Consider the following 13,738-nt stretch of genomic DNA (forward strand, 5'->3'; position numbering starts at 1 on the left):
AGATTCTAAGAGCTTGCTCATGGGACCTGGCCGCAATGGTGCGCGGCGGAGGTTACTCACGGGTTAAGCATGATTTGTGCCGCAAGCGCTTATCCATCAAGCGCAAGCCGCTATCAAATTTGAAGTAATGGTCTCTCAAAGACCTTTTTCCAGCTCGGCCGTGCGCTGGTCCACGGATTCGCGAAGTGCCTTTCCTGGCTTGAAATGCGGCACGCGCTTTTCCGGAATGGCCACCGCCTCGCCACTGCGCGGGTTGCGGCCCATGCGGGGTGGGCGGTGGTTCACAGAAAAACTGCCAAAGCCCCGGATCTCGATGCGGTGCCCCCGCACCAGGGCGTCACCCACGGCGTCCAGTATGGTCTTGACGGCGAATTCGGCATCTCGGTGCGTCAGTTGACCAAAGCGGGCGGCCAGTTCTTCAACGAGGTCGGAGCGGGTCATGGAGTCTTGGGGCATGGCGGGGAATCAGGGGCTGAAAGAGAAGCGGGCGCACAAGGCGCCCGCTGTCTGACCGTTTAACGGGTCAGCGCTTTACTTTTCCGAGTTGTCCAGCTTGGCGCGCAGCAGGGCGCCCAGGCTGGTCGTTCCGGCGCTTTCGCGGCTCGATTGCTGGCTCAGGTTGGCCATGGCGCCTTGTTCGTCGGCCATGTCCTTTTGCTTGATCGACAGCTGGATGTTGCGGGTCTTGCGATCCACATTGACCACCACAGCGGTGACTTCGTCGCCTTCCTTGAGCACGTTGCGGGCATCTTCCACGCGGTCGCGGGAGATTTCCGAAGCGCGCAGGTAGCCCACGATGTCTTCGCCGAGGTCGATTTCAGCGCCACGGGCGTCCACGGTCTTGACCTTGCCGGTCACCGTCTGGCCCTTGTCGTTCACGGTCACGAAGGTGGTGAACGGGTCGCCGTCGAGCTGCTTGATGCCCAGGGAGATGCGCTCACGGTCCACGTCCACGGCCAGCACGATGGCTTCGACTTCCTGGCCCTTCTTGTAGTTGCGCACGGCGGCTTCGCCGGCTTCGTTCCACGAGAGGTCAGACAGGTGCACCAGGCCGTCGATGCCGGCAGCCAGGCCCACGAACACGCCGAAGTCGGTGATCGACTTGATAGGACCCTTCACGCGGTCGCCGCGCTTCGTGTCCTGTGCGAATTCTTGCCATGGGTTGGCCTTGCACTGCTTCATGCCCAGGCTGATGCGGCGCTTGTCTTCGTCGATTTCGAGGACCATGACTTCGACTTCGTCGCCCAGCGAAACCAGCTTGGCGGGAGCGATGTTCTTGTTGGTCCAGTCCATTTCAGACACGTGCACCAGGCCTTCGATGCCGGGTTCGAGTTCGACGAACGCGCCGTAGTCGGCAATGTTCGTGATCTTGCCGAACAGGCGGGTGCCTTGGGGGTAGCGGCGGTTCACGCCCATCCATGGGTCGTCGCCCATTTGCTTCAGACCCAGCGAGACACGGTTCTTCTCGGTGTCGAACTTGAGGATCTTGGCGGTGATTTCCTGGCCAGCGGTCACCACTTCGGAAGGGTGACGCACGCGGCGCCATGCCATGTCGGTGATGTGCAGCAGGCCGTCGATGCCGCCCAGGTCCACGAACGCACCGTATTCGGTGATGTTCTTGACCACGCCCTGAACGATGGAGCCTTCCTTCAGGGTTTCCATCAGCTTGGCGCGCTCTTCGCCCATGGACGCTTCCACCACAGCGCGGCGGCTCAGCACCACGTTGTTGCGCTTGCGGTCCAGCTTGATGACCTTGAATTCCATGGTCTTGTTTTCGTACGGCGTCAGATCCTTGATCGGACGGGTATCGATCAGCGAACCGGGCAGGAATGCGCGGATGCCGTTGACCAGGACAGTCAGACCGCCCTTGACCTTGCCGCTGGTCGTGCCAGTGACGAATTCGCCGGATTCCAGGGCCTTTTCCAGGCTCATCCAGGAAGCCAGACGCTTGGCGGTGTCGCGCGACAGGATGGTGTCGCCGTAGCCGTTTTCGATGGAGCCAATGGCCACCGACACGAAGTCACCCACTTGGACTTCGACTTCGCCCTTGTCGTTCTTGAACTCTTCCAGCGGCACGTAGGCTTCAGACTTGAGGCCAGCGTTCACGACCACGAAGTTGTGCTCGACGCGCACGACTTCAGCGGTGATGACTTCGCCTGGGCGCATTTCCGTGCGCGTCAAGGATTCTTCAAAAAGGGCGGCAAAAGATTCGGACATGTGTTTCCTTGCCACAAACAGGATTCCGGCAGCACCATTGCTGTCGTTTTTATAGCTGTTTGCGGTGGTTTTTTGCGGTAGAACCGCGGGTTAGGTTATCGATCCAGGCAACCTGTGCGCTGGCGCGCGAAAGGGGCTGCATGGGCCTGTTGCAAGGCCTTTCGGCATTGCTTGCGGGGCCCACTTTTAACAAAGGCCCCGTACGTTTCAGCCCGGCGCAGAGACTGCGAAAGGCTGCCGCTCCTGCCACCAGGCCAACACCTGATTGACGGCTTCATCAATCGTCAAGGTGGAGTTGTCCAGGACCAGAGCGTCTTGCGCGGGCTTGAGCGGTGCGACGCTGCGGGTACTGTCCCGGGCGTCGCGTGCTTCGAGGTCTGCGCGAAGATCTTCGATACTAGCTGAAAAACCCTTTGAAATCAACTGTTTATGGCGGCGTTCTGCCCGACAGGCGGCGCTGGCCGTCAAATAAACCTTCAAAGGGGCGTCCGGGAAGATCACCGTGCCCATGTCGCGGCCGTCCGCGACCAGCCCCGGCAGACGCCGAAAGCTGTGCTGGAGTTGAACCAGGGCCGTGCGCACGGAGGGCAGGGCAGAGACGCGGGACGCGTTCATGCCGGCTTCTTCGGTGCGGATGGCATCGGTCACGTCGTCGCCACCGAGCAACACCCTGCCGCCTTCAAAGCGCACAGGCAGGTTCTGGGCCATCGCCGCAATGCGCGTTTCGTGGTCTGCTTCGATCGCCAGCCCAGCGCGCAGCGCGGCCAGTGCGGTGATGCGGTACATCGCCCCCGAATCCAGGAACCGGTAGCCCAGCCGCTGTGCCACGGCCGCCGCCACCGTGCCTTTGCCCGAGGCCGTGGGGCCATCGATGCATATCACCGGAATGTGATCCGTGGCTGTCTGGGTGACAGAGAACAGGGCTTCAAAGTAGTCCGGAAAGGTCTTGGCCACGCACTTGGGGTCTTCGATGCGCACGGGCAGGTGCGCCGGGTTGAAGGCTGCCAGCGAGAAACACATGGCCATGCGGTGGTCGTCATAGGTGTGGATGCTGGCGGGTTTCCAGACTTCCACACGGTCGGGTGGGGTCACGCGGATAAAATCGACACCCTCCTCGACCGTGGCGCCAAGCTTGCGCAGCTCGGTGGCCATGGCGGCGATGCGGTCTGTCTCCTTCACGCGCCAGCTGGCAATGTTGCGCAGCGTGGTGGTGCCATTGGCATACAGCGCCATGACGGCCAATGTCATGGCCGCGTCGGGGATGTGATTGCAATCCAGGTCGATGGCCTGGAGGGGCCATGCACCGCGTTCGATCTGCAGCCAGTTGGCACCACCGGTTACCACGGCGCCCATGGCCCGCGCCGCTTCGACAAAGCGGATGTCGCCCTGGATCGAATCCAGGCCTACGCCCTGAATCTTGATGCCTTTTTGACCTGTAGCGCTTGGTGCAATTGCGCCAAGCGCTATGAAATAGCTAGCGGATGAGGCATCGGCCTCCACATGGATGCTGCCAGGCGACTGGTATTTGCTGCCCGCCGGGATGGTGAATCGCTGCCAGTTCTGGTGCTCGACCACGATGCCGAAGCGCGCCAGCAGCTGAAGGGTGATGGCGATATAGGGCTTGGAGATCAGCTCGCCCACGACCTCGATCACCACCGCCTGCGTAGCGGCGGCCAGCGGCAGCGCCATGAGCAGCGCGGTGAGGAACTGGCTGGACACATCGCCGCGCACGCGGATCGGTGCGGACAGTGCCAATGCTGGAACACCTTGGGCATGGGCAATACGCAGCGGGGGTAGCCGTCGTTGCCCAGGTAGTCGATCTGGCAACCGAGCTGGCGCAGCGCATCGACCAGATCGCCAATCGGGCGCTCGTGCATGCGCGGCACACCAGACAGTTCGAATTCGCCGCCCAGCAGCGCCAGGGCTGCCGTCAGGGGTCGCATGGCGGTGCCAGCGTTGCCCATGAAGAGTTTGGCGGGCGACAGCGGTGCACGGCCACCCAGACCGGTAATGCACACAGTGCTGCCCCGGTTTCGTCCACCACACAGCCGATCTGGCGCAGCGCATCGAGCATCACGAGCGTGTCGTCGGAGGCCAGCAGGTCGTGCACGGTGGTGGTGCCACGGCTCAGGGCGGCCAGCAGCAGCACGCGGTTGGAAATGCTCTTGGAGCCGGGCAGGTGGACCTCGCCGGACACGGCTTGCATGGGAGGCAGATCTAAGAATGCGGTGCTGTACATCGGTGTGGTTTTCCGGTTAGGCCAATGTCGTGTGCACCGGCGTGTCCTAGGCCAGTGCCACCGTGGAACTGGCTTTGCCAGGCCACGGGTGGCGTCCCCCTTGGGGGAAGGCGCCGCAGGCGACTCAGGGGGTTATTTTCTCTTTGCGCCCATGCGCCAGTGGGCACGGGTCTCGCTGGCCAGGGTGAGCATGTCTTCAAGGCGCTGCGAGTCGCCTTTTTCCATGGCCTGCTCAAAGGTGTGCAGGGCCTGCTGGAACAGGCGCGACTGGGCGAGCAACTCTTCGCGGTTGGACAGCAGGATGTCGCGCCACATCTTGGGGTCGCCTGCGGCGATGCGGGTGAAGTCGCGAAAGCCCGGGCCCGCCAGCGACAGGAAATCGTCGCCGTTCGATTGACCGGTGATGCTGTTCATCATGGCAAACGCCAGCAGGTGCGGCAGGTGGCTGACCGCGGCAAAGGCCGCATCGTGCGATTCGGGCGACATGCTGGTCACCCGGCATCCCAAAGCCGCCCATACCTCTTCGGCTTTTTGCAGCTGCGCGGTGAGCGTTCGCTCGATGGGGGTGAGGATGACCTGGCGGCCGCTGTACAGCTCGGCATCAGCGTGTTCCACACCGGAAACCTCGCGCCCGGTGATCGGGTGCGCAGGCACGAACGAGCCCAGCTGGTCGCGCAGGGAGCGCCGGGCCGCCTGCACCACATCGGCCTTGGTGGAGCCCACGTCCATGATCAGCATCTGCGGCGTGACGAGGTGCTTGATGGCCTTGAGCGTGGCCTCCGTGGCAGCAACCGGCACGGCCAGCAGCACGATATCGGCCCCCGCCACGGCCAGCAGGGCCGAAGGGGCCTCGACATCGATCACGCCCAGCTGGCGGGCGCGGTCGGTGGTGGAGGGGGATTTGCTGTATCCGACCACGCGTTTGACGAGGCCGGCCTTCTTCATCGCGAGTGCAAAAGAGCCTCCCATGAGGCCGCAACCGATCAGTCCGAGTTGTTCAAACATGCCTGCTCCTCACGCTGAGACAGGGTAGGTTCCCAGAACCTTGTAGAACGCACACAGGCTGCGCAGCTCTTCCAGTGCCCGCGCGACATGGGGCTGGGCCGGATGGCCGTCAAGATCGATGTAGAAGTAATACTCCCACTGGCCCGTGCGGGCTGGGCGCGATTCAAAGCGCGTCATCGAGACGCCATGGGTCTTGAGCGGCACAAGCAAGTCATGCACGGCGCCTGGCCGGTTGGGCACGGACACTATGAGGCTGGTGCAGTCCTTGCCCGAGGGCGGCGGCGTCTGCAGCGTGTGGGGCAGGCAGATGATGGCGAACCGTGTGCGGTTGTAGGCATCGTCCTGAATGGCATGGGCCACGATGTGCAGGCCAAACTGCTGCGCTGCGCGCTCGCTGGACAAGGCGGCCCACGCGGGGTTGGTGGTGGCCAGGCGCGCGCCCTCGGCGTTGCTGGAGACCGGTCGGCGCTCGGCATGCGGCAGGTGCTTGGACAGCCAGGCCTGGCATTGGGCCAGCGCCTGCGGGTGGGCCAGCACCACCTCGATGCCATCCAGCGAATTGCTGGTGCGCAGCAGGTTGTGGCGCACCAGCAGGCTCACTTCGCCGACCACATGGGTGGGGGTGTGCAGGAACAGATCGAGCGAGCGCGTGACCACGCCTTCGGTGGAGTTCTCCACGCCCACCACGCCATACTGCGCACTGCCCGCCGCCGTGGCGTGAAAAACCTCGTCGAAATTGGCGCAGTACATCAGGTCAGCGGCGCCGCCGAAGAATTCAATCGCCGCCTGCTCGCAGAACGTGCCTTCCGGGCCCAGCACGGCCACGCGCTGGGGCGATTCGAGCGCCAGGCAGGCCGACATGATTTCGCGCCAGATGGCCGCTACATGGGCGTCTTTGAGCGGGCCGGGGTTGGCGGTCTGGATCTTCTCGATCACCTGTGCCACGCGATCGGGTCGGAAGAACGGCGTGCCTTCGCGTTTTTTGACTTCGCCCACCCGTTCGGCGACCAGCGCACGCTGGTTCAGCAGCGTGAGCAGTTGCTGGTCGATGTTGTCGATCTGCACGCGCAGGCTGGCGAGGTCGGGGGAGGCTTGTGGATTGTTCATGAATGACGGGGCGTTCGCGGAGCGTGCGGCTGAACGGGTGTTCAGGCGTGTTTTTGTTCAAATTCTCGCAGGTAGTCCACCAGCGCCTGCACGCCTGCCAGGGGCATGGCGTTGTAGATGCTGGCGCGCATTCCGCCCACCGACTTGTGTCCCTTGAGTTGCAGCAGTCCACGCTCCTTGGCGCCCGCCAGAAAGGCGTCATTGCGGCTCTCGTCGCGCAGGAAGAATGGCACGTTCATGCGCGAGCGGCAGTTGGCTGCCACCTTGTTGACATAGAACTGCGATTGATCGATGGCGTCGTACAGCAGGCGGGCTTTGGCGATGTTGCGCTGCTCGATCGCCGCCACGCCGCTGTGTTCACCCTCGCGCTGGCGCTTGAGCCACTGGAAGGTCAGACCTGCCACGTAGATGCCCCAGGTGGGCGGCGTGTTGTACATGGAATGGTTGTCGGCCACGATTTTGTAGTCGAACGCACTGGGGCAGGCCGGCAGGGCGTGGCCCAGCAGGTCTTCGCGCACCACCACCAGCGTAAGGCCCGCAGGCCCCAGGTTTTTTTGCGCGCCACCGAAGGCCAGACCCACGCGCGTCCAGTCCACGGGGCGCGAAGCCACATGGGACGAAAAATCGATCACCAGCGGGGCGTCGCTGCCCAGCGCCTTCAGGTCGGGCAACTGGTGGAACTCGATGCCGTTGATGGTTTCGTTACTGCAGATATGCAGATAGCTGGCACCCCGGCTGACCGTCCAGCCCGCAGGGTCGGGCAATGTGGTGAATCCATTGTCTTCACCCGACGCGATCACGTTGACTTCGGAAGCGTATTTGCGCGCTTCCTTTTGCGACTTTTGGCTCCAGCTGCCGGTCACCACGAAATCGATTGCGCCGGCACGCGACAGGTTCAGCGGCACGATGGCGTTCTCGGCCAGGCCGCCACCCTGCATGAACAGGATCTTGAAATGGGAGGGCACCGCCAGCAGCTCGCGCAGGTCGGCCTCTGCCTGCTCGTAAATTGACAAAAACTCTTTGCCGCGGTGGCTCATCTCCATCACGCCCATGCCGCTGCCGTGCCAGTCCAGCATTTCGGCTGCAGCCTGTTCCAGGACTTCGGTGGGAATGGCGGCCGGGCCGGCCGAGAAGTTGTGCGGGCGTGTCATCGAATTTTGATCAAAAAGGCTTCCAGCGCTTGCTGAATAAGCGCGAGCAGCTTCGTTTTTAATAGCGCTGGTAGCGCGCGGATCGTGCGATACGGGGGCTCAAGCGTCTGGCGAGTCCGGGGTGTCGGGCTCAGCGGTAGCACCACTGTCCGTGCCCGATCCGCCATCGGCTTGCTCGTCGGCCATGTTCGCATCGTTTTCGACAATGCGTTGCAGGCCACTGAGCTTGGAGCCTTCGTCCAGCGCAATCAGCGTCACGCCCTGCGTGGCACGGCCCAGTTCGCGGATCTCGCTCACGCGGGTGCGCACCAGCACACCCTTGTCGGTGATCAGCATGATCTCGTCGTCGGCATGCACCAGCGTGGCGGCCACGACCTTGCCGTTGCGCTCGCTTTGCTGGATGGCGATCATGCCCTTGGTGCCTCGGCCATGGCGGGTGTATTCGGTGATGCTGGTGCGCTTGCCGTAGCCGTTTTCGGTGGCGGTCAACACGCTGGTGCGTGTTGACTCGGAGCCCTCACGGTTTGCGTTTTCGTCTTCGGCCACCAGCATGCAGATCACGCTCTGGCCTTCTTCCAGCATCATCCCGCGCACGCCACGGGCCTGGCGGCCCAGGGGGCGCACGTCGTTTTCGTCAAAGCGCACGGCCTTGCCGCCGTCGCTGAACAACATCACGTCGTGCTGGCCATCGGTGAGGGCCGCGCCGATCAGGTAGTCGCCATCATCGAGGTTGACGGCAATGATGCCGCCCTTGCGCGGGTTGCTGAATTCGTCGAGCGCCGTCTTCTTCACGGTGCCCATGCTGGTGGCCATGAATACGTAGCGGTCGGCCGGGAAGGTGCGCATGTCGCCCGTGAGCGCCAGGACCACATTGATCTTTTCGCCTTCCTGCAGCGGGAACATGTTGACGATGGGGCGGCCGCGCGAGCCGCGCGAACCCGCCGGCACTTCCCAGACCTTGAGCCAGTACAGGCGGCCACGGTTGGAGAAGCACAGGATGTAGTCGTGCGTATTGGCGATGAAGAGCTGGTCGATCCAATCGTCTTCCTTGGTGGCCGTGGCCTGCTTGCCGCGACCACCGCGCTTTTGGGCGCGGTATTCACTCAAGGGTTGACTCTTGATGTAGCCAGTGTGGGACAGCGTCACCACCATGTCGGTGGGCGTGATCAGGTCTTCGGTGGAGAGGTCCTGGGCGCTGTATTCCACCACGCTACGGCGTGCGCCAAGCTTGTGCTGGCCGAATTCCTGCTTGATGGCGGTAAGTTCGTCGCCAATGATGACCGATACACGCTCGGGCTTGGCCAAAATATCGAGCAGGTCTTCGATGACTGCCATGACTTCCTTGTACTCGGCCACGATCTTGTCCTGCTCCAGCCCAGTTAGGCGCTGCAGGCGCATCTGCAGGATTTCCTGGGCCTGCGTGTCCGACAGGCGGTACAGGCCGTCCTGGCCCATGCCGAATTCCTTTTCCAGGCCTTCGGGGCGGTAGTCGTCAGCGTTGATCACGCCGCCGTCCGCACGAGTGCGCGTGAGCATTTCGCGCACCAGCTTGCTGTCCCAGGAGCGCGTCATGAGTTCAGCCTTGGCTACGGGCGGCGTGGGCGATTCGCGGATGATGCGGATGAAATCGTCAATGTTTCCGAGGGCGACGGCCAGGCCTTCGAGCACATGGCCGCGGTCGCGCGCCTTGCGCAGTTCGAACACGGTGCGGCGGGTCACCACTTCGCGGCGGTGCTGCAGGAAGACGCTGATCAGGTCCTTCAGGGTGCACAGGCGGGGCTGACCGTCGATCAGCGCCACCATGTTCATGCCGAAGGTATCCTGCAACTGCGTCTGCTTGTACAGGTTGTTCAGCACCACCTCGGGCACTTCGCCGCGCTTGAGTTCGATCACCAGGCGCATGCCGGATTTGTCGGACTCGTCCTGGATGTGACTGATCCCCTCGATCTTCTTTTCGTGCACCAGCTCGGCCATGCGCTCCTGCAGCGTCTTCTTGTTGACCTGGTAGGGGAGCTCGTCCACGATGATCGATTGGCGCTGGCCGCGGTCGATGTCCTCGAAGTGGCAGCGCGCGCGCATCACCACCTTGCCTCGACCGGTGCGGTAGCCGTCCTTCACGCCATTGATGCCGTAGATGATGCCGGCCGTTGGGAAGTCGGGCGCCGGAATGATCTCCATCAACTCGTCGATGGTGGTTTCCGGGTTGCGCAGCATGTGCAGGCAGGCATCCACCACTTCGTTGAGGTTGTGGGGCGGAATGTTGGTGGCCATGCCCACCGCAATACCGGCCGAGCCATTGACCAGCAGATTAGGGAGCTTGCTGGGCAGTACCAAGGGTTCTTTTTCACTGCCGTCGTAATTGGGGCCGAAATCGACAGTTTCCTTGTCAATATCGCCGAGCATCTCGTGCGCGATTTTGGCCAGGCGGATTTCGGTATATCGCATGGCGGCGGCGCTGTCGCCGTCCACCGAACCGAAGTTGCCCTGGCCATCCACCAGCATGTGGCGCAGTGAGAAATCTTGTGCCATGCGCACGATGGTGTCGTACACCGCCGAGTCGCCGTGTGGGTGGTATTTACCGATCACGTCGCCCACAATGCGGGCCGACTTCTTATATGGACGGTTCCAGTCGTTGTTGAGCTCGTGCATGGCAAAGAGCACGCGCCGGTGGACGGGCTTGAGGCCATCCCGCGCATCGGGCAATGCCCGTCCCACGATCACGCTCATGGCGTAGTCGAGATAGCTGCGCCGCATCTCCTCTTCAAGGCTGATGGGCAGGGTTTCTTTGGCAAACTGGGTCATTGGGGGCGGCGGTGACGGCAAAGGAGAGTCATTTTAGGGGCAAGTGCATGTAGCGGCTTAGCAACATATCGTGGCAATTGCGCTTTTGTCCTACGGAACCTTAACCGCCGTACCCTCACTTGCCCTGTTACGTATGGCACAATCGATTGAACGTTTTTGGTGATGGTCACCGATGACGTCCTGATTCGCAGCGCGGCTGCGGCTTTTTCCCCAAGAGGAGAACCATGAAGAAACTGAACAAAGTGGCGATGTTGTTTGCCTCCGCAGCGCTCGCAACCGCCGCTGGCGCACAAACCGTCGACAACTGGAAAAATGGCTCCAACGAGCTGGTCTGGAAGAACGGCACCAACGAATACTGCTGGCGCGATGCCAACTGGACGCCCGCAACGGCTGCTCCAGGCTGCGACGGCGCTCTGGCTGCTGCCCCAGCTGCTGCTCCAGCGCCTGCTGCTGCTCCAGCGCCTGCCGCCGCTGCACCTGCTCCCGCTCCAGCACCTGCTGTGGCCACCAAGGTGACCTACGCTGCCGACGCCTTCTTCGACTTCGATAAGTCTGTTCTGAAGCCCGAAGGCAAGGCAAAGCTGGATGATCTGGTTTCCAAGGTCAAGGACATCAACCTGGAAGTCATCATCGCTGTGGGTCACACCGACTCCGTCGGCTCCGATGCCTACAACCAGAAGCTGTCGGTACGTCGTTCCGAAGCCGTGAAGGCCTATCTGGTCTCCAAGGGTATCGAAAAGAACCGCGTGTACACCGAAGGCAAGGGCGAAAAGCAGCCTGTCGCTGATAACAAGACCAAAGAAGGTCGCGCAAAGAACCGCCGCGTCGAAATCGAAGTGGTCGGTACCCGCGCTGCTGCCAAGTAATCCTCGGATTGCTCACAAAAAGGGCCCCGGTTTCGGGCCTTTTTTACGTCTGTACTTTTCTCGTCTGGGGCTTGATGGACAATGACTGTCATGAGTGAATCTGTGAACGCCGATCCTGCCGAACTGGCCAAATTTTCTGAACTGGCCCACCGATGGTGGGATCCTGAGAGTGAATTTCGGCCCTTGCACCAAATCAACCCACTTCGTCTGGACTGGATTGACGGCTTGGCAGATTTGTCGTCAAAACGCGTGTTGGATGTTGGTTGTGGCGGCGGCATTCTTTCGGATTCCATGGCGCGCAAGGGGGCTACCGTCACCGGCATCGATCTGTCCACAAAAGCATTGCGTGTGGCCAGACTGCATGCATTGGAGGTGCAAACTGCCAACCTGGATTTCCGGGAAGTGAGCATCGAAGCGTTGGCTGCAGAGCAGCCCGAGAGCTTCGACGTGGTGACCTGCATGGAAATGCTTGAACATGTACCAGACCCTGCATCTGTTGTTCAGTCCTGCGCACGACTCGTGAAGCCGGGTGGATGGGTCTTTTTTTCCACTATCAACCGCAACGCCAAGGCCTTCATGTTAGCCATTCTGGGGGCAGAATACATTTTGAACATGCTGCCACGCGGCACGCACGAATACGCCAAGCTGATTCGTCCCAGCGAACTGGCTGCTAGCTGCCGCGCCGCTGGACTGGACGTCATGCACACCTGCGGCTTGGAACACAATCCGCTCACCCGCCGCTACTGGCTTGGTAACGATACCAGTGTCAACTATATGTTTGCCACTCGGCGTGCTTCTTGAGGCGCTGCATGTTTCACAACATTCGCGCTGTGCTGTTCGATCTGGATGGGACCTTGATTGATAGCGCTCCCGATCTCGGTGCCGCTGCTGACAAGATGCGCACAGACCGTGGTATGCCGTCCTTGCCTGCGGACCGTTACCGCCCCATGGCCGGTGCCGGAGCGCGGGGCATGCTGGGCGAAGCGTTTGGCCTGACGCCAGAACACCCTGACTATGAAGCGTTGCGTGAAGAGTTTTTCGTGAATTACGAAAGACGCATGACCCATCTGACCACTGTCTTTGATGGGGTGGGGCCACTGATTGAGCAGTTGCTACACAAACAAATGCTATGGGGTGTAGTTACTAATAAATCGGCCCGGTTTACTCAACCACTCACCCTTGCCATGCCGCTGTTCACTACAGCCAGCGCTGTTGTGAGCGGGGACACAACACCCCACGCCAAGCCGCACCCCGCACCCCTTTTGGAGGCTGCAGCGCGTCTGGGATTGGCTCCGGACCACTGTATCTATGTCGGTGACGATGAGCGCGATATCATCGCCGGCCTTGCCGCTGGCATGGGAACTGTGGCTGCAACGTATGGATATCTGGGAGCGAAGTCAGACCCTTTGCAGTGGGGAGCCCATGCGGTAATAAATTCACCGACCGAGCTCTTGCAATTGCTTGGAAGGGCCTAAAATAGCTGTCTTGGGGCTGTCCTGGTTTCGACGTGGGTTCGGAATCGGTGTGGTGCATGTCGAGCTTGAGTCACGCTCGTAAATCTCGATTTAAAAAACTAACTGCAAACGACGAACGTTTCGCACTCGCTGCTTAATTGCCAGTGAGCCTTGCAACAGTTGGCCGATGGGCTGGGCAAGGGGGTTCTGAGTAATCAGCGCCTCCCGGCTGCAAGGATAATTACATGGGCTGGCCTTGATCCGGGTACCTTGGATTGGGGTGAGAAAATAGGGTGCTGGCGGCCGGTGTAGCGTGCGACTGCGCGACAACGGTGGCGAGACTTAAATCAGATCGCTAAACATGTAGATCTGCCCGATGAAGGCTTGCGGACGCGGGTTCAATTCCCGCCAGCTCCACCATAATGTGAAATCCCAACCCTTATCCGGTTGGGATTTTTTTTGCCCGTTCCCCCACTGTTAGCGTGGCTTTAGAGCATGGCGTCTCGAGCGCCACCACTGCGAGCCCGGCAGTTCCATTGCGCTCTGCCGGGTCATCCCTGTGCCCGGTATTTCATTCGTAGATCGCCTGCGTAATCTGAGTATTGCCGTCCATGAGCCGAAGCCTATCGTCGCCACGTGGTGGTGCGCGACGATGTAAGAATTCGTGAACCCAGCGCATTGCACGTAATGAATCGGACCAATCGTGGCGATCACGTTAAATGCGAATTTCGTTCGATTACCATGGAAAGATGCACATTGAAAGGCCTTGCAAATCGCGTGCCTCCAAGTCCCACGGGGGCATGTTGAGGGCAAGGCTGATCTGATCAGAGGAATCGCCCTCAAAGTTTCCAATACAACGGTCGTGGGGTTCATTCAGTAGCTCTGATGAACGCCTTT

General features: G+C 61.2%; 9 protein-coding genes, 1 other RNA gene and 1 pseudogene. 4 read left to right on the forward strand and 7 right to left on the reverse strand.

Annotated elements, in window-relative coordinates; translation table 11 throughout:
* Nucleotides 1-135: 135 nt before the first annotated feature.
* From CBP34_RS08190 to gyrA, 7 genes and pseudogenes are all read right to left on the reverse strand, one after another.
* Entirely contained in the window at nucleotides 136-441 is a 306-nt protein-coding gene (locus CBP34_RS08190; protein WP_086912128.1) for an integration host factor subunit beta, read from the reverse strand.
* A gap of 90 nt (nucleotides 442-531) precedes the next feature.
* Nucleotides 532-2,217, reverse strand: coding sequence for a 30S ribosomal protein S1 (rpsA, locus tag CBP34_RS08195; RefSeq protein ID WP_008905636.1), 1,686 nt, complete (start codon nucleotides 2,215-2,217; stop codon nucleotides 532-534).
* A gap of 207 nt (nucleotides 2,218-2,424) precedes the next feature.
* Nucleotides 2,425-4,456 (reverse strand): annotated as a pseudogene (locus tag CBP34_RS08200) (bifunctional 3-phosphoshikimate 1-carboxyvinyltransferase/cytidylate kinase).
* Nucleotides 4,457-4,588: 132 nt separating this feature from the next.
* Complete coding sequence (locus tag CBP34_RS08205) at nucleotides 4,589-5,461, reverse strand: prephenate dehydrogenase (protein WP_094097737.1); 873 nt, start codon at nucleotides 5,459-5,461, stop codon at nucleotides 4,589-4,591.
* A gap of 9 nt (nucleotides 5,462-5,470) precedes the next feature.
* Complete coding sequence (gene pheA / locus CBP34_RS08210) at nucleotides 5,471-6,568, reverse strand: prephenate dehydratase (protein WP_086912132.1); 1,098 nt, start codon at nucleotides 6,566-6,568, stop codon at nucleotides 5,471-5,473.
* A 41-nt stretch (nucleotides 6,569-6,609) separates the two neighbouring features.
* Nucleotides 6,610-7,719 carry a 3-phosphoserine/phosphohydroxythreonine transaminase gene (gene serC / locus CBP34_RS08215; protein ID WP_094097738.1) on the reverse strand — a complete coding sequence of 370 codons (1,110 nt, stop codon included), beginning with the start codon at nucleotides 7,717-7,719 and terminating at the stop codon, nucleotides 6,610-6,612.
* Between the two features lie 99 nt (nucleotides 7,720-7,818).
* Complete coding sequence (gyrA, locus tag CBP34_RS08220; RefSeq protein WP_094097739.1) at nucleotides 7,819-10,521, reverse strand: DNA gyrase subunit A; 2,703 nt, start codon at nucleotides 10,519-10,521, stop codon at nucleotides 7,819-7,821.
* Nucleotides 10,522-10,745: 224 nt separating this feature from the next.
* Between gyrA and ompA the strand changes: the two genes are divergently transcribed.
* The 4 genes from ompA to ssrA all read left to right on the forward strand — a co-directional run bounded on the left by ompA (nucleotide 10,746) and on the right by ssrA (nucleotide 13,261).
* Nucleotides 10,746-11,387, forward strand: coding sequence for an outer membrane protein OmpA (ompA, locus tag CBP34_RS08225; RefSeq protein ID WP_086912135.1), 642 nt, complete (start codon nucleotides 10,746-10,748; stop codon nucleotides 11,385-11,387).
* Between the two features lie 90 nt (nucleotides 11,388-11,477).
* Nucleotides 11,478-12,188 carry a bifunctional 2-polyprenyl-6-hydroxyphenol methylase/3-demethylubiquinol 3-O-methyltransferase UbiG gene (ubiG, locus tag CBP34_RS08230; RefSeq protein WP_094097740.1) on the forward strand — a complete coding sequence of 237 codons (711 nt, stop codon included), beginning with the start codon at nucleotides 11,478-11,480 and terminating at the stop codon, nucleotides 12,186-12,188.
* 8 nt (nucleotides 12,189-12,196) lie between these two features.
* Nucleotides 12,197-12,862 carry an HAD family hydrolase gene (locus tag CBP34_RS08235; protein ID WP_086927140.1) on the forward strand — a complete coding sequence of 222 codons (666 nt, stop codon included), beginning with the start codon at nucleotides 12,197-12,199 and terminating at the stop codon, nucleotides 12,860-12,862.
* Between the two features lie 12 nt (nucleotides 12,863-12,874).
* Nucleotides 12,875-13,261, forward strand: a transfer-messenger RNA (tmRNA) gene (ssrA, locus tag CBP34_RS08240).
* Nucleotides 13,262-13,738 lie beyond the last annotated feature (477 nt).

This window comes from Acidovorax carolinensis (assembly GCF_002157145.1).
Lineage (GTDB): Bacteria > Pseudomonadota > Gammaproteobacteria > Burkholderiales > Burkholderiaceae_C > Acidovorax > Acidovorax carolinensis.